The organism is Ruegeria sp. D3, from assembly GCF_056534465.1.
In genome coordinates this window covers 161,697-181,823 of record NZ_JBQFPK010000005.1, presented here as the reverse complement: position 1 = coordinate 181,823, position 20,127 = coordinate 161,697, and the positions used below count along the sequence as shown (strand labels likewise).

Annotated in this window: 20 protein-coding genes; 13 read left to right on the top strand and 7 right to left on the bottom strand. The window is 59.1% G+C overall.

Annotated elements, in window-relative coordinates:
- Window positions 1-110: 110 nt before the first annotated feature.
- The gene (locus tag ACR0DX_RS09705) at window positions 111-1,334 is read right to left on the bottom strand and encodes a urate hydroxylase PuuD (RefSeq protein ID WP_170354879.1); all 1,224 of its coding nucleotides are present in this window, start codon (window positions 1,332-1,334) and stop codon (window positions 111-113) included.
- Between the two features lie 96 nt (window positions 1,335-1,430).
- Between ACR0DX_RS09705 and ACR0DX_RS09700 the strand changes: the two genes are divergently transcribed.
- On the top strand, window positions 1,431-2,351 hold the full coding sequence (locus ACR0DX_RS09700) for a LysR family transcriptional regulator (protein WP_170354880.1): 921 nt from the start codon (window positions 1,431-1,433) through the stop codon (window positions 2,349-2,351).
- A gap of 200 nt (window positions 2,352-2,551) precedes the next feature.
- On the opposite strand, the gene uraH is transcribed toward ACR0DX_RS09700, so the two are convergent.
- On the bottom strand, window positions 2,552-2,908 hold the full coding sequence (gene uraH / locus ACR0DX_RS09695; RefSeq protein ID WP_170354881.1) for a hydroxyisourate hydrolase: 357 nt from the start codon (window positions 2,906-2,908) through the stop codon (window positions 2,552-2,554).
- A 161-nt stretch (window positions 2,909-3,069) separates the two neighbouring features.
- Between uraH and puuE the strand changes: the two genes are divergently transcribed.
- On the top strand, window positions 3,070-4,488 hold the full coding sequence (gene puuE / locus ACR0DX_RS09690; protein ID WP_480845955.1) for an allantoinase PuuE: 1,419 nt from the start codon (window positions 3,070-3,072) through the stop codon (window positions 4,486-4,488).
- The gene (locus tag ACR0DX_RS09685; RefSeq protein ID WP_170354883.1) at window positions 4,485-4,970 is read left to right on the top strand and encodes an ureidoglycolate lyase; all 486 of its coding nucleotides are present in this window, start codon (window positions 4,485-4,487) and stop codon (window positions 4,968-4,970) included. The genes puuE and ACR0DX_RS09685 overlap by 4 nt, the downstream gene beginning before the upstream one ends.
- Before the next feature lie 9 nt (window positions 4,971-4,979).
- On the opposite strand, the gene ACR0DX_RS09680 is transcribed toward ACR0DX_RS09685, so the two are convergent.
- The 3 genes from ACR0DX_RS09680 to ACR0DX_RS09670 form a co-directional block, all read right to left on the bottom strand.
- Window positions 4,980-5,966, bottom strand: coding sequence for a type I glyceraldehyde-3-phosphate dehydrogenase (locus ACR0DX_RS09680; protein ID WP_170527418.1), 987 nt, complete (start codon window positions 5,964-5,966; stop codon window positions 4,980-4,982).
- Between the two features lie 54 nt (window positions 5,967-6,020).
- On the bottom strand, window positions 6,021-6,344 hold the full coding sequence (locus tag ACR0DX_RS09675; protein WP_170354885.1) for a hypothetical protein: 324 nt from the start codon (window positions 6,342-6,344) through the stop codon (window positions 6,021-6,023).
- A gap of 89 nt (window positions 6,345-6,433) precedes the next feature.
- Entirely contained in the window at window positions 6,434-7,267 is an 834-nt protein-coding gene (locus ACR0DX_RS09670) for a bifunctional allantoicase/(S)-ureidoglycine aminohydrolase (RefSeq protein WP_170354886.1), read from the bottom strand.
- Window positions 7,268-7,443: 176 nt separating this feature from the next.
- Here ACR0DX_RS09670 and ACR0DX_RS09665 point away from each other — a divergent pair, with 176 nt between their 5' ends.
- Window positions 7,444-7,800, top strand: coding sequence for a hypothetical protein (locus ACR0DX_RS09665; protein WP_170354887.1), 357 nt, complete (start codon window positions 7,444-7,446; stop codon window positions 7,798-7,800).
- Between the two features lie 6 nt (window positions 7,801-7,806).
- On the opposite strand, the gene ACR0DX_RS09660 is transcribed toward ACR0DX_RS09665, so the two are convergent.
- Window positions 7,807-8,742 (bottom strand): 2-hydroxyacid dehydrogenase, encoded by a 936-nt coding sequence (locus ACR0DX_RS09660; protein WP_170354888.1) that lies wholly within the window; start codon window positions 8,740-8,742, stop codon window positions 7,807-7,809.
- A gap of 123 nt (window positions 8,743-8,865) precedes the next feature.
- On the opposite strand from ACR0DX_RS09660, the gene ACR0DX_RS09655 reads away from it, so the two are divergent.
- The 4 genes from ACR0DX_RS09655 to ACR0DX_RS09640 all read left to right on the top strand — a co-directional run bounded on the left by ACR0DX_RS09655 (window position 8,866) and on the right by ACR0DX_RS09640 (window position 12,569).
- Window positions 8,866-10,101 (top strand): acyl-CoA dehydrogenase family protein, encoded by a 1,236-nt coding sequence (locus tag ACR0DX_RS09655; RefSeq protein WP_170354889.1) that lies wholly within the window; start codon window positions 8,866-8,868, stop codon window positions 10,099-10,101.
- 8 nt (window positions 10,102-10,109) lie between these two features.
- Window positions 10,110-10,916, top strand: a complete 807-nt coding sequence (locus ACR0DX_RS09650; protein ID WP_170354890.1) for a thioesterase family protein — start codon at window positions 10,110-10,112, stop codon at window positions 10,914-10,916.
- Window positions 10,917-11,037: 121 nt separating this feature from the next.
- A complete protein-coding gene (locus ACR0DX_RS09645) occupies window positions 11,038-11,637 on the top strand; it encodes a DUF1007 family protein (protein ID WP_480845950.1) in 600 nt (199 codons plus the stop codon).
- Window positions 11,622-12,569 (top strand): HoxN/HupN/NixA family nickel/cobalt transporter, encoded by a 948-nt coding sequence (locus ACR0DX_RS09640; protein ID WP_170354892.1) that lies wholly within the window; start codon window positions 11,622-11,624, stop codon window positions 12,567-12,569. Before ACR0DX_RS09645 ends, ACR0DX_RS09640 begins: the two co-directional genes overlap by 16 nt.
- Here the strand turns inward: ACR0DX_RS09640 and truA are convergent.
- Window positions 12,566-13,333: a tRNA pseudouridine(38-40) synthase TruA gene (gene truA / locus ACR0DX_RS09635; RefSeq protein WP_170354893.1), complete on the bottom strand. Its 768-nt coding sequence runs from the start codon at window positions 13,331-13,333 to the stop codon at window positions 12,566-12,568. The genes ACR0DX_RS09640 and truA overlap by 4 nt on opposite strands.
- Window positions 13,334-13,440: 107 nt before the next feature.
- Here truA and ACR0DX_RS09630 point away from each other — a divergent pair, with 107 nt between their 5' ends.
- The 5 genes from ACR0DX_RS09630 to ACR0DX_RS09610 all read left to right on the top strand — a co-directional run bounded on the left by ACR0DX_RS09630 (window position 13,441) and on the right by ACR0DX_RS09610 (window position 20,009).
- Complete coding sequence (locus ACR0DX_RS09630) at window positions 13,441-14,853, top strand: YcjX family GTP-binding protein (RefSeq protein WP_170354894.1); 1,413 nt, start codon at window positions 13,441-13,443, stop codon at window positions 14,851-14,853.
- Window positions 14,850-15,305: a GNAT family N-acetyltransferase gene (locus tag ACR0DX_RS09625; protein ID WP_170354895.1), complete on the top strand. Its 456-nt coding sequence runs from the start codon at window positions 14,850-14,852 to the stop codon at window positions 15,303-15,305. The genes ACR0DX_RS09630 and ACR0DX_RS09625 overlap by 4 nt, the downstream gene beginning before the upstream one ends.
- A complete protein-coding gene (locus ACR0DX_RS09620; protein ID WP_480845946.1) occupies window positions 15,298-16,287 on the top strand; it encodes a YcjF family protein in 990 nt (329 codons plus the stop codon). Before ACR0DX_RS09625 ends, ACR0DX_RS09620 begins: the two co-directional genes overlap by 8 nt.
- Before the next feature lie 54 nt (window positions 16,288-16,341).
- A complete protein-coding gene (locus ACR0DX_RS09615; protein ID WP_170354897.1) occupies window positions 16,342-17,052 on the top strand; it encodes a VIT1/CCC1 transporter family protein in 711 nt (236 codons plus the stop codon).
- A gap of 263 nt (window positions 17,053-17,315) precedes the next feature.
- Window positions 17,316-20,009 (top strand): DUF2339 domain-containing protein, encoded by a 2,694-nt coding sequence (locus ACR0DX_RS09610; RefSeq protein ID WP_170354898.1) that lies wholly within the window; start codon window positions 17,316-17,318, stop codon window positions 20,007-20,009.
- Window positions 20,010-20,127: the final 118 nt, after the last annotated feature.

The window sequence follows — 20,127 nt, the reverse complement described above, 5'->3', positions numbered from 1 at the left end:
AGAAGCGGCGCGTCATGACATTCATGTTAGAGCATTCATCGCCGGTCAGGGGGAAAAATAATCGAAACAGACCAGAAATTAGCGGGTTGTGTGATCAGAGAGTCGCTGGATCAGGACTCCACACTGCGGAACCAGCGAATGATGGCTTCGCGATCTTCGGGTTCCATATAAGTGACGTTGGCCGGAGGCATGGCGTGGCTGACACCAGCCTGCAAGTAGATTTGCCTGGCGTTGCGGGCAATGTCGCCTTCGGTTTCAAGCAAAACGCCCTTCGGAGCCCATTGGATACCCTCCCAGACCGGTTCGCGCGCGTGGCACATAGAGCATCTTCCCAGAACGACGTCATTTGCCTCCTCAAAACCCTCTGCCGCGGCGAATTTCTGTTCATATCGCGTAAGGGGTTGCGCTTCGGCATCTTCCACAGGTTTGTACATCGGCGCAGTCGACAGCCACATGATCCCAATGAAAAGCAGCGCTGTGGCCAGCCATGTCCACGTCGGGTTTCCGGCGCGTGCGTGGCGCGTGTTGAAATAGTGCCGGATGGTAACGCCCATCAGGAAAACCAACGCCGCAATGATCCAGTTATATTGAGTCGCAAAGGCCAGCGGGTAATGGTTCGACAGCATCAGAAATACAACAGGAAGCGTCAGGTAGTTGTTGTGCGTCGACCGCAGCTTGGCGATCTTGCCGTATTTCGGGTCCGGCGTTCGGCCATTCTTCAGATCATCGACCACGATGCGCTGGTTGGGCATGATGATGAAGAACACATTCGCTGTCATGATCGTTGCGGTGAACGCCCCCAGATGCAGCATCATCGCGCGGCCCGTGAAAATCTGGTTGTATGCCCAGCCCATCGCCACCAGCAGCGCGAACAACAGCACCATCAGCAGGGTGGGACGCTGCCCCAGCTTGGATTTGCATAAAATGTCATAGATCAGCCAACCCACAGTCAGCGAAGCCGCCGAAATCGCAATGCCCTGCCACAGCGCCAGATCGGCCTTTTGCGCATCAATCAGATACAGCTCTCCGCCGACCCAATAGACGATCATCAGCAGCGCCGCGCCGCTCAGCCAGGTGGCATAGCTTTCCCATTTGAACCAGGTCAGGTGATCGGGCATCCGCTCGGGCGCGACCAGATACTTCTGGATGTGATAGAAGCCGCCGCCATGTACCTGCCACTCCTCACCATCTGCCGGGCCTGAAATGTCGCGGTTCAGGCCAAGGTCCAGTGCGATGAAGTAAAAAGACGATCCGATCCAGGCAATGGCGGTGATCACGTGCAACCAGCGCACGGCGAATGCCATCCAATCCCAGAACACGGCAAATTCGAACATGTGGGGTCTCTCCGATTGGTTAGGGCCACACTAGGCAAACCGCTTTTTATTCGGTATTCCCGTATATTGCCAAACTGTATCAAAAAAAACGATAAGATGTCCTATCTCGACAATATCCGAACCTTCGTCCGCGTCTATGATTTAGGCAGTATGTCTGCAGCTGGTCGGGATTTGCGTATTTCCCCAGCGGTGACTTCGGCGCGGATATCGCAACTTGAAGATCACCTAGGCGTGCGCCTGTTCCAGCGCACCACACGCAACCTTTCCCCAACCGAGCAGGGCCGGGCGTTCTATCCAGGCGCAGTGGCCGTTCTTGACGCAGTGGATGAAGCCGAGGCGCAGGTGGTGCATCTGACCGAAGCACCGCGCGGGTCGCTTTTCGTTGCTGCTCCGTTAGGGGTGGGGCGGCGATTGTTGGCCCCGCATGTGCCTGATTTCCTGTCAGAATACCCCGAGATTGACGTTCGGCTGCGTTTAACGGATCGATCGGTTGACCTGACGACTGAAGGCTTGGATCTGGCGTTCTTTATTGGTCAGCCCGAAGACAGCACATTGCGTATCCGCAAGATCGCAGACTGCCCGCGTGTTCTGTGCGCCGCGCCGGAATATGTCTCTCGACGGGGGATGCCGCGCACCGGTGCTGATCTTGTTTCGGACAAACATGAATGCCTGAACCTGCGGTTTCCGGGCGCGACCGAGTTCCAGTGGCTGCTGGAAACGCAAGACGGTCCTCGGCGGTTTGCGGTTTCCGGACGGTTCGAATGCGACGATGGCGACGTTCTGACGGATTGGGCCTTGTCTGGGCAGGGTATTGCAATGAAACCGGTGTTCGAAGTCGCCGAACACCTGAAATCAGGTCAACTTGTTCCAGTTGCGGTCGAGACGCCCCCGGTCGCGGTGCAAATGGCCTGCCTGTACACGCATAGGCGCCATCAGGACCCGAAGGCACGTCTGTTTATGGATTTTATGATCGCGAGAATTGGTAAGATCGTCAACGCGTTGGGCGAAGGGGGTTGATTGGGGCTCCCGCCACTGTTCGCGCCCTTCGGGCGCTGCACAGCGTTGGGCCCGGCGCTGCGGCATGGCCGCAGCGTGGGAACGCCCTTGAGTTGCGGAACGCCTAGATCAGGAGAAACCGCGCCGTACCTGAAAGGTGCGGCGCCCGGCCCAACGGGAGGAACCCGGCAGGGTGATCGACGGGCGGGAGGGGCCCTGCGTTAACTGCCGCGATAGGTCGAATAGCCAAAAGGTGAAAGCAGCAGCGGTACGTGATAGTGCGCATCAGGATCTGACATGCCGAAACGTATTGGGATCTTGTCCAGAAACAGCGGATCTTCTGCCGATTGCCCCGTTGTGCGCAGATAATCGCCAGCGTCAAACACCAATTCGTATGTACCGATCGCAAAGGCGTCCTTTGGCAAAATGGGACTATCCGTTCGGCCATCAGCGTTTGTTGTCATCTGGGCGAGGATATGGCGCGCCTCACCCGCTACGCTGTAGAGCGTGATGTTCAACCCTTGGGCCGGACAGCCGCGCGCGGTGTCCAGAACGTGCGTTGTCAGATAGCCTGCCACGGCATTCTCCTGTGATCTGCAATTTGCTTTGCCACAGTCTGGCGCAAAGTTCTAAAATATGGAAATGCCAAAAGAACCGGAAACTGCGTTCGGATTAGTTTGATAATCATCCGGCTGTTTCTGGGCTATGGCTGAGGACAAACAAAAGAACGGACACCCATATGCAGCCCCCTCGTTATCCTCGCGACATGATCGGATACGGTTTGACACCGCCCGACGCTCAATGGCCCGACGGTGCCAAGATCGCGGTTCAAATCGTGCTGAATTACGAAGAAGGCGGGGAAAACAACATACTTCACGGCGATGCGGCCTCCGAAGCTTTTCTGTCTGAAATCGTCGGGGCCGCGCAATGGCCGGGTCAGCGGCATTGGAACATGGAGTCGATTTACGAATACGGCGCACGCGCCGGGTTCTGGCGGTTGCACCGGCTTATGAAAGACCTGCCAATTACGGTCTATGGTGTCGCGACCGCGCTGGCCCGGTCCCCAGACCAAGTTGATGCAATGAAGTCTGCGGGATGGGAGATCGCCAGCCACGGTCTGAAATGGGTTGAGCACAAGGATATGCCCGAAGCAGAGGAACGCGCCCAGATTACCGAAGCGATCCGCCTGCATACCGAAGTCGTCGGCCATCGTCCGCGCGGCTGGTACACGGGGCGCTGTTCCGAGAATACGGTTCGATTGGTCGCTGAAGAGGGCGGGTTTGACTATGTCGCTGACACCTATGCGGATGATCTTCCCTACTGGGTCAACGCAGGCGAAAGGGATCAGCTGATCGTTCCATATACCTTGGATTGCAACGACATGCGCTTTGCCACCCCACAGGGTTTTAACGCGGGCGACCAGTTTTATTCCTATCTTAAGGACAGTTTCGACGCGCTCTATGCCGAAGGCCAAGAGGGCACGCCCAAGATGTTGTCAATCGGGCTGCATTGCAGACTGATCGGGCGTCCCGGCCGGGTTATGGCGTTGAAACGGTTTCTCGACTATGCGCAGAGTTTTGAGGACGTATGGTTCGCCACCCGCTTGCAAATCGCACAGCATTGGGCCGCACATCACCCGCCGAGCCGCCATCCGAAACCGTCCCAGATGGACCGCGCAACATTCGTCGGCACTTATGGCGGCATTTTCGAGCATTCGGCCTGGATTGCCGAGCGCGCGTTCGAGCTAGAGCTTGGCCCGGCTCATGACACTGCGGGTGGATTGCACAATGCGCTGACGCGTATGTTCCGGTCTGCCTCGGATCACGAAAGACTGAGCGTTCTGACCGCGCACCCGGATTTGGCAGGCAAACTGGCGCAGGCGAAACGTCTGACACAGGAAAGCACGTCTGAACAGGCATCAGCCGGGTTGGATGCGTTGACAGACGCCGAGCGCGCGGCGTTTACGGACCTGAATACTCGTTACACCGAGAGGTTTGGTTTCCCTTTCATCATCGCGGTGCGGGATCACGACAAGGCCTCGATCCTGCAGGCGTTTCAGCGGCGGATTGAACAGGATCGCGAAACGGAATTCCGCGAAGCCTGCCGTCAGGTTGAACGCATTGCCGAGTTTCGGCTGCGGGACATTCTTCCGTCATGATGCAGATCGTCGCCCGTCCGCTGACCGCTCAAGCCTTTGCGCCATACGGAGACCTGATTGAGGCTGCGGGTCAACCAGACAAAATCATAAACCAAGGACAATGCGGCCGTTTCCATGACCGTGCCCAGATGGATTTCGCTGACGGACGCGCGGGTATCAGCCTGTTTAACGCCAATCCGCGCGCTTTCCCCTATGTGTTGGATTTGGTCGAGCGGCATCCCGAAGGCAGCCAAGCCTTTATACCGATGACACCTCAACCGTTTCTGGTCGTGGTCGCACCAGATGCCAATGGAATGCCCGGCCAGCCCGTTGCCTTCCTGACGTCACCCGGTCAGGCCGTAAACTATCATCGGGGCACGTGGCATGGTGTTTTAACGCCGCTGCATGGTCCGGGCCTGTTCGCGGTTGTTGACCGCATCGGTGCCGGGGCGAACCTTGAAGAACACTGGTTCGACACGCCCTATGAAATTGTCGCCCGCTGACGTCGCCAATCAGCGGCCAACCATCAGTCGGGCGACATCCAGCATCCGGGCCGAGAAACCCCATTCGTTGTCGTACCAGCCAAAGACGCGGACCTGATGGTCGCCGATCTGCCGCGTCTCTGGGCCAGCGATGACAAGCGACTCGGGGCGGGTCCGCAAATCGGACGAAACCAAGGGCTCGTCCGTCCAACCCAGAACAGGAGATTGCGCAACGGCCTGACGCAGGTTGGCCTCGAACAAATCCGCAGACACCGGGTGTTCAAGAGTCACGATCAGATCAACCGCCGAGACGCTGGCCGTGGGAACCCGCACCGCCGCGCCCGAGACGCGACCGGCCAGATGGGGCAGAACCTCGTCAATCAGCTGCATGGCGCTGGTGGTGGTGGGAACCATCGAAAGTGCGCCCGCGCGGGATCGGGCCAGATCTCCGCGTGGTGCGTCCACCATTGGCTGGCTGTTCGTATAACAGTGGATGGTCGTCATGTGGCCCGATACCAGGCCACCGATCCCATCTAGAACCTTGACCAAAGGCGCCAGACCGTTCGTCGTGCACGAGGCGTTCGACACGATGCGCGCATCGCCCAGCCGGTCTTCGTTTGCCCCCAGTACAACGGTAACCTCGGTCGCCGGAGACGGGCCGGAAATCAACACTTTCCCCGCACCCGCCGTCAGGCCCTGGCTGGCGACATCTGATGTGCGTGCAACGCCGGTGCAGTCCATCAGGACATCGACGCCGGTCAGATCCACACGAGACAGATCCGCACTGTGGGTCACCGGTATCGCCATCCCGTCGACGATCAATTCGTCAGCAGAGTGTTTAACATCGCCAGCATAGGGACCGAATGTGCTGTCGTATTTGAACAGGTAGGTGCAGGTTTCCAGCGGTGCAATGTCGTTGATCAGCACCAGCTGGATACCACTGTCCTGCGGCATGGCCAGAAGCTGCCGCAGGATCGTGCGGCCGATCCGGCCGAATCCGTTAATCGCAAGTTTCATGCGCAAGCTATGGCAGCGGGTTGCGCTGACCTCAATGCCCGTTTCGCCTTGGGGTCAGTTGCAACTGACCTGCGAAAAGAACTGGCCCGAGATATTCTGGTACATGCTGCCTCGGATGGGAGTGCACCCGGTGGCCTGCTGGATCGCTGCGATGGCCTGCAGGGTGCGCAGGCGCGGCGGCGGCCCAAACGGGTTGAGGTTGTTGTTGTCCCGCGTCGCGCGATACACGACCGGAGCATCCGAGACCTGCGTGATCGCCCAGGTCCGGCTGAAGACCGAAACCGATTTGGTCGGTTCCTTGGCGACCACAGGGGTCGCGTTAATAGCCGTAAGGCCGATGACGGCGGCCAGCGCCAACATTGATCCACGCAGTACCATTGAACAATCTCCAGTGCTAAAAACTGCGGGTATTTCATCAGATTCGACCGGTCCTGTGAAGCCCCGAGCCCAAGAAACCCACCGGAAACTCAGCGTTTAGACAGGGTTAGGGGCATGTGACGGTTCACATCCTTGTAAAGAAGATAACGAAACCGTCCCGGTCCACCGGCATAACAGGCTTGCGGGCAGAAAGCGCGCAACCACATATAGTCGCCGGCTTCGACCTCGACCCAGTCCTGATTCAGCCGATAGACGGCTTTACCTTCAAGCACGTAAAGCCCGTGTTCCATCACATGGGTTTCGGCAAACGGGATCACGCCGCCCGGCTCGAACGTGACAATGTTGACATGCATGTCGTGGCGCAGGTCTTGCGGATCGGCGAAACGGGTTGTGGCCCAACGCCCCTCGGTACCGGGCATCGGGGTTGGGGCGATGTCGCGTTCATTGGTGATGATCGGATCAGGGGCGGGCAGGCTGGGAACGGCTTCATAAGCTTTGCGGATCCAGTGAAACCGGGCAATATCTTCGCCGCGATTGTGCAGGGTCCATTCGGACCCGGCTGGGATATAGGCATAACCCCCTGTCTCCAACACATGAACGTTGCCGTTCAGCGTCAGGGTTGCCGAGCCTTCGACCACGAACACTACGGCCTGTGCGTTCGGGTCGGTTTCGGGGCGGTCGCTGCCACCACCGGGCTGAACCTCCATGATATACTGCGAGAATGTTTCGGCAAAACCACTCAGCGGGCGGGACAGAACCCAAAGCCGGGTGTCCTGCCAAAAAGGCAGGTAACTGGTGACGATGTCACGCATCGTCCCTTTGGGGATCACCGCATAGGCGCCAGTAAACATGGCGCGGTCAGTCAAAAGCTGGTCTTGTCCGGGATGTCCGCCTGACGGCGCATAATAGGTGGGCTGTGCCATTTGATGCCTCTGGTTCGGGTTTCTCGCACTATGGGGGGATTGGACAGGCGCTTATAGCGGCGCGATCGCAATAGGTTTGTTCGGGAATATTTGAAGGTTGAAACCTCTTGGGGTTGGCCATGCGGGTTCACATGTCTATCCTTGAATGAAAGTGCATTTCAGAATTGTGAGGCCCCATGAATTCTCTTTTCTCTCTTACAGCAGCAGGCGCTGTGATAATTGGCCTCAGCGTTGCTGCGCAGGCCAAGCCATTGTCGCGGATCATCGCAGAATCGGGGTTGAGCCCGGACGATTTCACACTGCTGACGGCCGCGGCAGACGGATTGTTTCAAGGCAGTACGCCACAGGTTGGTTCAGAAGCTACGTGGGCCAGCACGGAAACCGACGCAAAGGGTACCGTCACCGTGCGGGATGTGCGCGGCAATTGCGTGCATTTGCAGCACTTGATTGAACCGGCCAATACCGATCAGATACGTGAGGTCAGAACGCGACGTTGCCGCGACGCGGGCGGCAATTGGATTCTCACGCCTTAAAGAGCGCTAGTATCCGCGCGCCCGGTCCACTTCGTGCAACAAGGGCGTGCCACTGTTGAGGCGCTCGAAATTCTCGGCCACATCGCGCAGAGCGTCGCCCAGATGCCAGCCAGAAACGTGCGGGGTGATTGTTACAGCCGGATGTGTCCACAAAGGGCTGTCTGCGGGTAAGGGTTCGGTTCGGGTGACGTCCAGAACGGCACGACCGGGCCTTCCCTGATCCAAAGCCGTGATCAACGCGGCCTCGTCAATCAAATCTCCGCGTCCGGCATTCAGCAACTGGCTGCCGGGTTTCATGGCCGCCAGCATATCGGGTCCGAACAAGCCGACCGTTTGTGGGGTCGATGGCAGAATGGCACAGACATGGTCACATGCAGACAACAAATCGGGCAGGGCGTCCTCGCCATGCAGGCATGTGACACCGTCGATCTGCTTGGGTGAGCGACTCCAGCCCATGACCTGAAACCCTACCGCGCGCAGCATCATTGCGCTGCGGGCGCCAATATGACCCAAACCCAGCACTCCGACCACAGTGTCCGGCGAATAGAGCGGCGCCTTCGGGGACCATTCCGATCGGTACTGCGCAGCCTCGTGGAAGGGCATGTTGCGCTGTTGACGCAGGATATAGGCCACGAACCACTCGGCGATGCCTTGCGCAGGCGCGTCAGGTTTCAGGCGCGTAACACGCACATGGTCGGGCAGGTTGGGGTTGCCGACAATCGTTTCGACGCCTGCGCCCAGTTTTTGCACAAGCTGCAGATTGGGCAGGCGGGCAAGTTGATCATCGCTGAGTCCTGCCAATGCGATCATTGTAATGTCGCTGGGGTCTCCGATCGTGGCGGGGGTGCGTACGTCCAGACCGGGCTTCAGTGCCCGAACATCCCGCGCGATATCGCTGTCGCTCATCCAATCGGACAGACCTGTCTCTATCAACAATGCCATTTTAACCTCCCCCGAACAGTTTGATTGACTTGACGTCCCGTCCTAGCTGGACATCTTGACGGCAGCTAAGTCATTCTCGGGCCAAAGGTAAAGCCCGGTCACCGGGTCGGAGGAGGAAAACCCATGAACATGTCATTCGGCCTGCGTGATGAGAACGCTCAACTGTTACAACGTGTGGCAGACATGATCCGCGATGAGATCATGCCGCTGGAGGCAGAGTATCACGCAGAGATCGGCAAAGGGGATCGTTGGCAATATACAGAACGTCAGGCCGAAATCCTTGAGGGCCTGAAGGCAAAGGCCAAGGCTGCGGGGCTTTGGAATTTCTGGCTGACCGACAGCGACAAAGGCTTTGGTCTTTCCACCGTGGAATACGCTTATTTCGCCGAAGAGATGGGCAAGACCCCATTGGGCGCCGAAGTCTTCAATTGTTCGGCCCCGGATACCGGCAACATGGAGGTCTTCGAACGCTACGGGACCGAAAAGATGAAGGAACAGTGGCTGAAACCGCTGCTCGAAGGTGAAATCCGCTCGGCCTATCTTATGACCGAACCGGATGTGGCCTCGTCGGATGCGACGAATGTGTCGATGTCTTGCGTGCGGGACGGCGATGACTATGTCCTGAACGGCGAAAAATGGTGGTCGTCGGGGGCCGGTGATCCGCGATGCAAGGTCTATATCGTGATGGTCAAAACCGCCGGGGAAGAGCAGCCTAAACACCAGCGGCAGTCGATGATCGTCGTGCCGGCCGACACACCGGGTGTCGAAATTCTGCGCCCGATGGAGGTCTATGGCCATGACGACGCGCCGCATGGGCATATGCATATCCGGTTCACCAACGTGCGCGTTCCGGCTGAAAATATACTGTTGGGTGAAGGGCGTGGCTTCGAGATTGCTCAGGGTCGTCTTGGGCCGGGGCGTATTCACCATTGCATGCGCGCCATCGGGCAGGCCGAAAGCGCGCTGGATCAGATGTGCAAACGGTCCCTGCAACGCGAGGCGTTCGGTAAGAAGCTGGCCCAGCTTGGGGCGAATTTCGACATCATCGCCGAATGCAGGATGGAGATTGAGATGGCGCGCCTGCTGTGCCTCAAGGCTGCGTGGTACATGGATCAGGGCGATGCACGCGCGGCAGCACCGTGGATCAGCCAGATCAAGGTTGTGGCCCCGCGCGTAGCCTTGAAGGTGATCGACGAGGCGGTGCAGATGTTTGGTGCGCAGGGGATCAGTCAGGACACACCGCTTGCCACGGCTTGGACCCATGTGCGGACGTTGCGGTTGGCCGATGGGCCCGATGCGGTGCACCGCCGTCAGGTCGCGCGGGCTGAGCTGAAGAAGCACACGCAGGAAAAAGTCTGAGCAAGGTCATGGTTTCCAATCCGGACGTGAGGGCGCAATCCTATTTCCACATTCGACAGGACGGTGCGTTTGTGGGTAACGACCCCGCGCGCGGCCCGTGGTCGGCCGTGCACTGTCATGCCGGGCCGGTCAGCGGATTGGTCGTGCGCGCGGCGGAAACCGAAGTCGGGCCCGAGAAGATGTTGACCCGGCTGACGGTGGATTTATTGCGGCCATTGCCTTTGGCTGGATTGCGAGTCGCTGCCGAAACCACGCGCCATACAAAGACATTGGCGACAACGCGGGTGACCGTGCACGATTTGGATGACACGCTTTGCGCTGTTGCAACGACGATGCATCTGGTGCGCCGTGATCTTGGGCCAGTGCCAAACGTGACGATGCAGCCCCCTCGGTTGGATGATGCGGTCACGGGTCCTTTTCCAATTGGCGAAACACGTCACAATCTGCCGGGCTTCGCCAACCATTCGGACATTCTGTATCCCAAAGGCGGAAATCAGGCAGCCGGTCCGAAAACCGTTTGGATGCGCACGCCGCCGCTTTTGGCCGATGAGGCACAGTCGCCGATACAGGCCCTGTGTCCGCTGGCAGATTGCGGGAATGGTATCTCGTGGAACGCGCCCACCACCGAGATGGGGTTCATGAACACCGACCTGACAGTGCAAGTTCACCGCGAGCCAGTTTCGGACTGGTTGGCGTCAGAGTCATTGTGCCATTGGCAACCCTCGGGCATCGGGATGTCTCAGTCCGTACTTTATGACACAGAGGGTCCGGTCGCGACGGCGCTGCAAACGCTTGTCTTATTTCCGCCGGATTAAACGGTTGGCCGGATTCTGCGTGCTGTCTCAAAAGTGCGTTGTCGCTGCGGGGCCGAAACCCTATCTTTCTCACATGCGCTGGATATTGACCCTTTTCACCTTTTGCTTGCCAGTCCCGGTCTTGGCTCATCCCCACGTGTTCATCGACACGGGGCTGGAGTTCATCGTCGATGACGCAGGCAATCTGACACATGTGCGGGTAACCTGGGCTTATGATGAGCTGTATTCGCTTTTCGAGCTTGAGGACAGAAAACTTGATCAGGATGGCGACGGTATTCTGAGCGAGAGCGAACAGGCCTTTCTGGCCGGGTTCGACGCGCAGTGGATCGAAGGGTATAACGGCGATCTGGTGGTGCGTGCAGATGGCCAGATCATCCCTCTGTCGGGTCCGATGGAACCTACGGCCACCACTGATAACGGCCGCATTGTCTCGACCCATCTGAGGGCTGTTGAGGGCGAACCGGTCGCAGCGGCGGCTTTGTCAGCGAAGGCGTTCGATGAAACCTACTACACAGCATACGAGGTTACGCGCCCGGTAACAGTGTCCAGTAACCTGACCTGCCAGATAGAGCGGACGGATCCCGATATTGACGGCCAGCTCGCCCAGATGCGGGCGTTCTTGCTGACCCTTGATGCCAATTATGATCTTGAGGAGAATGACATCCCCCTGGTTGGTGAAAGCTTTGCGACCGAGATCCGCGTTTCATGTCCAAGTACCTGATTATCCCGGTCCTCCTGTCGCTTGGCCTGCTGCTGTGGTTCTGGGGCAGCGGCGGGTTTGACAGCCTTGCTGCGTGGGCCGCCGGCGAACAGCGGGAGTTTCAGAACCAGATCGCCCGATCCCTGCGCGCCGCCCGCGCGGAACAACCCGAGGCTGTCGCGACCCTTTTAACTGTTTGTTTTGCTTACGGGTTTTTCCACGCCATAGGCCCGGGTCACGGCAAAGTCTTGATCGGAGGGTACGGGCTGGGGCGCAAGGTGGCCTTTTGGCGTTTGTCCGCGATCAGCGTGCTGTCCAGTCTGGGGCAGGCCGTCACTGCAGTGGTTCTGGTGTATGCCGGGGTTCTGGTGTTCCAGATGTCGCGAGACAGTTTGGTCGGCACAACCGAACAGGTCATGGCGCCCGTAAGCTATGGCGCCATAGCGGCAATTGGCCTTTGGCTGGTGTTCCGGGCGTTACGCAGTTTCGCCAGGCGGTACCGGGCGGATCGGACACAGGTCCATCATCACCATCATCATCATGACGGCCACGATCACGATCATCATCACGATCATGACCACGAGGTTTGTTCGGATTGCGGGCATCGGCACGGTCCTACAGCGGAAGAAGTGGCGCAGATCGGGAATTGGAAAGAGGCTGCCCTGCTGATTGTGGGCATCGCTGCGCGTCCCTGCACCGGGGCGCTATTTGTGTTGATCCTGACGTGGCAGATGGGCATCGCGATGGTTGGAATCGCCGGTGCTTTTGCAATGGCACTGGGCACGGCGACAGTGACAACACTGGTCGGTTGGACCTCATTTGGTTTGCGCGGCGGGTTGCTGGCCTCGGCCTCGGCCACCCGCTTTGCGCAGGTTCTGGCGCCGACGATCGAACTCGTCGCGGGTCTGGTGATCGCCGTTATTGCCAGCGGGCTGCTGCTGCGCGCGATTTAATCGAAAACCGGCTGAGGATATCCAACCCGCGCCAGATACAGACCTTGCGGCGGACAAACTGGCCCGCAGGCGGCGCGGTTCTGGGCCGCAAGCGCGTCTTGCACATCCTCAGGTGTCCAAGCGCCTGCGCCGACCCTTTCTAAAGTGCCAACAAAGCTGCGCACCTGATTGTGCAGAAAAGAGCGGGCGCGAACGTGGAAATGCACCTCTGGGCCCGAGAACCCGTCGGTTTGTTCCACCCGCAATTCATCCAGTGTTTTGACCGGGCTGGCCGCCTGACAGATCGAGGACCGGAAGGTGGTAAAATCATGCCGCCCAATCAGCGTATCCGCACCGTCCTGCATCGCCTGCACGTCCAAGCGATGATTGATCTGCCAAACCTGCCCAGCATCATGTGTGGCTGGCGCACGACGCATCAGGATACGGAACAGGTACTGCCGTTCGACCGCCGAAAACCGGGCGTGCCAGTCGTCATCGACCTGCGCCGCCTGCACAATCGCCACAGGGTGGGGTTTAAGGTGATAATTCAATGCTTCGGATAGACGGAACGGATCCCAGTCCTTGATCAGATCACAATGGGCGACCTGTCCCAGTGCGTGAACGCCTGCATCGGTGCGGCCGGCAGCTGCGATGGTATGCGCGCCGGGTTGGATGCGCGACAGGGCCTCTTCGATCGCCCCTTGCACGGATGGCTGATCCTTTTGCCGCTGCCATCCGGCAAACGGCTCTCCTTGGTATTCGACTTTCAACGCGTATCTTGGCATGGGCCGCTGGTAGCGCGACGCGCCGCCACGGGCAAGAGCGGGAAAGCGCTGGCATGTAAGGCGGTGGCTACCTATCTTGAGCGAAACAATAAAAGCGGGGCGACGGTTTGGTCATCTCTTCCCTGGCAGACAGTCTGGTGCGCGGCGTCGAGTCCGTGGGCGATACCGTGTCAGAAGCCTTTTTTGAACCAGTGATCCGGCTGGGCGTGACCGGTTTGGCGCGGTCCGGCAAAACGGTATTCATCACGTCACTGGTGGCAAACCTGCTGGACCGTGGGCGAATGCCCGGATTGGTGGCGCAGCAAGAGGGGCGGATCAATGCGGTTTACCTGCAGCCGCAACCCGACGACACCGTGCCTCGGTTCGATTATGAAAACCACCTTGCGGCGTTGACCGGGCCTCAGCCACACTGGCCAGACAGTACCCGCGCCGTGTCCGAGTTGCGCTTGTCCTTCAAAGCACGTCCATCCGGGCTTTTGTCGGGTTTGCAGGGACCACGCACTGTGCATCTGGATATTGTCGACTATCCGGGTGAATGGCTGCTGGATCTGGCTTTGTTGGACAAAACCTATGAGGCTTGGTCGGCAGAGACGCTCGAACGCATTACCGCGCGTCCACAGGCTGCCACGTTTCTCACTCAGGCCAATGCTGCCGATCCGGCGGACACGCATGACGAACCCACCGCTCAGGCGCTTGCGAAAGCGTTTGCAGAGTATCTGAACGCGGCCCGTGATGCGGGGTTCTATGATTGCACACCGGGGCGTTTTTTGTTGCCCGGTGACCTGGCTGGTTCGCCGGTGTTGACATTCGCGCCGCTGCCGGTTGATCGACCTGCGCCCCGGCGCAGCCTGCACCGCGAAATGGCCAGAAGGTTCGAGGCATATAAGTCGCAGGTCGTTAAGCCGTTCTTTCGGGATCACTTCGCGCGGATCGACCGGCAGGTCGTTCTGGTGGATGCGCTGGGCGCGATTCATAAGGGTCCGCAAGCGGTCGAAGATATGCGCCGCGCGATGGCAGATATCCTGTCCGCATTCCGTCCCGGCCGAAACGCTTGGCTAAGCCGATTGCTGCTTGGAAAACGGGTCGAGCGCATTCTGTTTGCCGCCACCAAGGCCGACCACTTGCACCACCAACAACATCAACGTCTGACCCATATCATGGAGGCGCTAATTCGTGACGCCCGCGACAGGGCCAGCTTTGCTGGGGCGGACACGACGGCCTTATCGATGGCCTCATTGCGCGCGACAACCGAGGAAATGCGTTTGCATGATGGGGTAGAATTGCCCTGCGTTCGAGGAACGTTGATGGATGGCAAGCAGGCGGCGTTTTACCCGGGCGAATTGCCGGATGACCCTTTGAAACTGTTGGGGGCGGCGCGCAATGGGGCCGAAGGTTGGCTTGACGCCGAATACGGGTTCATGTCCTTCGCCCCTGCCAAACTGACCCTGCGCCCCGGAGATGGGCCGCCCCATATTCGGCTGGATCGCGCAGCGCAGTTTCTGATCGGAGATCGCCTGTGATCGCAACTCTGCGCCCGGCTCGCAGCACCGATGCCGGTGCGACCGGAGAGATTCTGCACGGTTTCGCGCGCGAGAACGACTGGATGCCAGAGCTGCACACTCAGGCCGAGACCATCGCTTTCTGTGGCCGTATGATAGATCAGGATTGGGTCACAGTGGCTGAACTGGACGCCCGCGTGGTGGGTTTTCTGGCTTTGAACGGGACAGAAATCCATTCCTTGTACCTAAAAGCCTCTGCCCGACGGCAAGGCATCGGACGACACCTGCTGGACCATGCCAAATCCCGGCGCACGCAGCTTTCGCTGTTCGCGTTTCAAGCCAATCTGTCCGCGCGGCAGTTCTACGAACATAACGGGTTTGTCGAAGTTGCGCGTAGCGATGGGGCCGATAACGATGAAAACCTGCCGGACATTAAATATGTCTGGATACGAGAGGGGGCAGAAAATGGCTAAAGGTCCTGTGCTGATCGACCTCGAGGCGGACGAGCCCACCGTGGACGTGGCGAAGGCGCCTCCGGTGCCTGAAATCGGGCAACCTCAACGGCAGGCGATGCAGGGCGTGGTCCGGCTTGCAGCTCGCAGGCCCTCGCGGCTGGCGCGTTGGTTCTGGGGGCTGGCCTTAACTGCTGTTGGCGCAGTTGTGTCCATCGCGTCGTGGGATTTTGTGAACGGGCTTTTGCTGCGTGCGCCGGTTTTGGGTTGGGTCGTGACGGGGCTTTTTGCAGCGCTGGTGTTGGTCGCCCTGATCATCGCGCTGCGTGAATTGGCGGCAATCGCACGGTTGTCTCGTGTTGACGGGATAAGGCAAGCGGCGGACACAGCGTTGGCCGAGGATGATCTGGCACAGGCACGCGCGGTTACGACCAAGCTTATTGCTTTTTACAAGGGTCGGGATGAAACCAAATGGGGTCGTGACAAGCTGACCGAACGTATGGGGGAACAGTTCGACGCCTCGGGGCTGCTGACCTTGGCCGAAGATGAATTGCTTGCCCCATTGGACGCCGCCGCCAGCCGCGAGGTCGAAGCGGCCGCCCGTCAGGTGGCCACTGTTACGGCCCTGGTGCCTTTGGCGTTGGCAGATGTCGCCACGGCTTTGGCTGCGTCGCTTCGGATGATCCGGCGCGTTGCTGAAATCTATGGCGGTCGCGCCGGGTTTCTGGGGAGTTGGCGGCTGACCCGTGCGGTTTTTGTTCATCTGGTCGCAACCGGAGCAGTCGCGGTTGGCGATGACTTGCTGGAGCCCGTTTTGGGCGGCTCGGTTCTTAGCAAACTGTCCAGAAGATTCGGCGAAGGTTTGGTCAATGGGGCCCTCAGTGCCCGTGTCGGTGTGGCCGCAATGGAGGTTTGTCGACCTTTGCCCTTCTCTGACCGTCACAAACCCTCGACAAGGGGAATGATCAAGCGGGCCTTGGCGGGTTTGTTTTCCAAAACTTGACCTGCCGCAAGGTGCTGACGTCCACTGGATGGCATACCAGACCCGGAGCCAGCCATGACCGAGCACGGACACAGCCAACAGGAAATAGCCGAGCGTATCAACGCGCCACCCGGCCGCGGCGTGCTGCGCGATGTCGTGTATGGGGGCATCGACGGATCAGTGACCACCTTTGCGATCGTGGCCGGGGTTGCTGGGGCTGGCCTTTCTCCGTTCATTATCGTGGCGTTGGGGCTGGCCAATGTTTTGGCAGATGGCTTCTCGATGGCGGCGGGCAACTACTCTGGCACAAAAGCTGAATTGGACAACATTCGCCGCATCCGCGCGATCGAGGAACGGCATATCCACTTGTACCCCGACGGCGAGCGAGAAGAAGTGCGCGAGATTTTGGCGCAGAAAGGTCTGTCGGGGCGGGTGCTGGACGAGGCGACCGACGCAATCACTGCAAACCACGACAACTGGATCGATCTGATGATCGAAGGGGAATACGGGCTGGGCAGTGTCGACCCTCATCCTCTCAAGGCGGCGATGGCGACCTTTTGGGCATTTCTAATCGCGGGGATGGTGCCGCTGTTGCCCTTCCTCGCCGGGGTGGATCAGGCTTTTACCATTTCCGCCTGGATGACGATGGCCGTGTTTTTTGCCATCGGTGCACTCAAAAGCCGGTGGTCGCTGGCACCTTGGTGGCGGTCCGGGGGCGAGACGTTTCTGATCGGCGGAGCTGCTGCCTTGATCGCGTATCTAGTCGGGTCGCTGTTTCATCCTTGACGGGCTAGATTGATCCGGCTTGGCGCAGGTGCTTGTTGACGGTAACAAAAATAAACTCGGGCCTTTCATTACCTGTCCAACAACTACTTTAGTTGCGGGTTTCCGGCGATTGCGGTGGTGCAGATCATCTTCGGGCAGTTAATCGTGCGCCTCACGTCTGGCTGCATTTAGACCTGAGTTATACCTGCGAACTGGCGGATTTTCTGACTGTTGCCCAACGGGCGTCTCGGGTAGCCTGACGGTGAAACCAACCGGAGAGCCCATTGGAATCCTTGCTTGTTCTTGTTGGATTGATCGTGCTGGCCATCCCGGTAGGCATCGTTTTTCTGATTGTAAGTCACACCCGCCTGCGCCGTCGGGTTGAGCAGTTAGAGCAGGATCTTCGCGCGCTGGGTGGGGATGTTTCCAAAACCAGCGTTGCACCACCCCGACCCGAACCGCGCAAGCCGACCGAAAAACCGGACAAAGCGCTGAAACCCGCCCCGTGGTCCAAGGCGCAGACACCCCAACCCGCTGCCGAGCAGACACCGCCTGCCGCCGTAGTGTTTCGTGAGGACCGGTTTACCGCGCTTTCGACCTGGTTGCGAGAGAACTGGTTTTATGTGGTGTCCGCCCTTTCACTGGCGTTGGCAGGGATATTCTTGGTTCAATACGGTGTCGAAAATGGGATGTTGCCTCCGTCCGCCCGTGTGATTGCCGCGTTGAGTTTCGGTGTGGTGTTGATCGTGGCCGGAGAAGTGATCCGCCGCAGGTTTGGAGATGATGAAGCCTCGGCCACCGCATATTTGCCCTCGGTTTTCTCGGGCGCCGGTCTGGTTACCCTGTTCGGAGGCATTCTGGCTGCTAGGCAGCTCTACGACTTGATCGGCCCCGAAAGCGCGTTGATTGCAATGGTCGTTGTTGCCCTGTTGGGGTTGATCCTTGGCTGGTTCCACGGCCCCTTGCTGGCTGCTGTCGGTCTGATCGGGGCCTTTGCAGCCCCCTTTGTTGTTGGCGGTACGTCCAAGGATCCGGGCTGGCTATATGCCTATTTCTTTGTGATCGCCGTTTTGGGATTGGGGATCGACACAGTGCGCCGCTGGGCGTGGATATCCGTCCTGACTCTGTTTGGTGCCTATGCCGCTTGCCTGCTGCTGGTGCTGTCCTCACCGCTGACAGAACCGTATTACCTGATCTGCGTCACAGCGTTGGCCGTGATTTCCATTGCGATACCAATTCGGCGTGTCTGGCCCGATCATGAGGGCGCGATGATCAGCCAGATCATCAGTCGCAAAACGGGCGATGCATGGCCCGAATTTCCCACGCGGGTTGCCTTTGGCGCGGTCGCCGTTAGTTCCGCGATTCTTTCGGTGCATTGGGCTGATAGCCCGGCGGAGTTCTGGCTGGGCGTTACCTTGCTGGCGGGGCTGGCGCTTGGCTTGATGCTGTGGGGCAGGCGGGCGGAGGCATTGCAAGATGCGACGATATTGCCAGCGCTGGGCCTTGTCTGGTTCGTTCTGATGCATGGCTGGGATAACGGCATCGTTCTGCGCCACTTCGCTGAGACCTATGCCGAAACCGCCGAAGCGGATTACCCCTGGGTGGTCACAGTCTTGATAATTCTGGGTGGGGTGATTTCCGTCACTGCGGCCTGGCGCTCGATGCATGCGCACAAATATGCGGCCGGGTGGGCTGGCGCCGCTGCGGTCTTTGCGCCCGCGTTGGCCATCGCTCTTGAGGCCGGCTGGCACCCTGCGACTGTGATCGGAGCCTACCCGTGGGCACTGCATTGTATCGCATTGGGTGCGTTGATGGTCATCTTTGCCGAGCGTTTTTCGCGCGTTGACGGAGATCAACGGATGCGCGCGTCGCTGGCGACGCTCTCGGCTTTATCCTGTTTGACCTTTGCCTGCGGCATTGTCCTGAGTTCTGCGGCGCTGACCATTGCTCTGGTCGCGATGGTAGTCGTGGCCGCCGCGCTGGATCGCAAATTCAACCTGCCGCCGATGAGCTGGTTCATCTGGGCTGGTGTCTTCACGGTCACGGTGCGGCTGGTGTTGAACCCGGGGCTTGACTGGGCCGGTACCGCCGCGATCCTTGAAATGACACTGGTCTACGCGGTCGCAACCCTTGGTTTCCTGTCGGGTTGGTTGCTGATCCGCTCACTGAATCGGCCTGTTGCAACTCTATTGCTAGAGAGCGCCACCTGGGCCACCGGGGGTATATTGCTGTCTTTGCTGCTGGAACGCTGGTTGCAGAGTTTTGGCGAGGGCAACGCCACTAATAGCCACTGGGGGCTGGGCTTACTGGCGATAATCTGGTTGCTTCTGGCCTATGCGCAGGTTCAGCGGTTCGAACTGGGCGGAAAGCTGAACTATGCTCGCTATTTGCTTGCGGCGTTTTTTGCTGGGCATGGTCTTTTCCGATTGGTTCAGGCGTTGGTTGATGCGAACCCGTTGCTTAACAAGGTTGCGTCACCGGTTCTGGGTCTGCCGTTATTGAACACGCTCGCGGTCGCTTACTTGTTGCCTGCACTGGCAGTTGGGCTCTCGGTCTGGAGGATTCATGCGACTCCGCTGTGGCTGAAGCGCGCCAGTTGGGGCTTGAGCGGTGGATTGACGGCTGTCTGGTTAGGGCTGATGATCCGTCATGTTTGGCAGGGCGCGGCCGGCATGTATGAGGGCAACGGCGTGACCCAGCCCGAGCTTTACACTTACACCATTGCTCTTCTGGTAATCGGGGCGGTGGTTTTCTACCAGTCGCTGGCGCGCCGATCCGACCTGATGCGCAAAGCCGGGCTGGCGGTGATCGGGCTGGCGGTGGCCAAGGTGTTCCTGATCGATATCGCCGGGCTTGGCGGACTGATCCGGGTGTTCTCGTTGCTGGCTTTAGGGTTGGCTTTGGCGGGTCTGGCTTGGCTTAACCGCTGGGCGCAGTTGCGCCATTCGCCGCATGGGCCGGAACCTCTGGACCATTGAGGGCGGGCGTCCTATAAGCGCGGCCATGTATGACCGGATGGCCATCATTATTCGAATTATATCCCCGGCGCTCTGACATCCTGAGACGCCGGGCAAAGGTGTTTGAGACCTCGCACCG